Source organism: Nocardiopsis prasina DSM 43845 (assembly GCF_000341265.1).
Taxonomy (GTDB): Bacteria; Actinomycetota; Actinomycetes; order Streptosporangiales; family Streptosporangiaceae; genus Nocardiopsis; species Nocardiopsis prasina.
This window is the reverse complement of record NZ_ANAE01000008.1, coordinates 1-457: the sequence shown is the minus strand read 5'-3', so window position 1 is coordinate 457 and position 457 is coordinate 1. Positions and strand designations below refer to the sequence as shown.

The following is a 457-nucleotide window of genomic DNA, read 5'->3' as shown; positions in this document are numbered from 1 at the left end:
GACTCGCCGCCGCAGGATCCGCCGGTCGGCAACGCCGGTGAAGCACGCGAGAGGGGACCCAAGCGTTGGCTCAGCTGGAGATCGGGCTCGGCAAGAACGGGCGCCGCGCTTACGAGCTCGAGGAGATCGGGATCGTGCCGGCCCGGCGCACCCGTGACCCCGGGGAAGTGTCGATCACCTGGCAGATCGACGCCTACCGCTTCGAAACGCCGCTGATGGGCAGTCCGATGGACAGCATCGCCTCGCCCCGCACCGTCATCGAGATGGGGCGGCAGGGCGCGGTCGGCGTACTCGACCTCGAAGGGCTGTGGACGCGCTACGAGTCCCCCGAGCCGCTGCTGGAGGAGATCCGCGAGCTCGACGACGAGGCGGCCACGCGCCGGCTGCAGGAGATCTACGCCGAACCGGTCAAGGAAGAGCTGATCGGGCGGCGCATCGAGGAGATCCGCGAGGCGGG

The 457-nt window shown here is 70.0% G+C and carries 1 pseudogene; it reads left to right on the top strand.

Annotated features, from left to right (window positions below):
- Window positions 1–74: 74 nt before the first annotated feature.
- Window positions 75–457: pseudogene (locus D452_RS0100810) on the top strand (GuaB3 family IMP dehydrogenase-related protein); the annotation flags it as partial.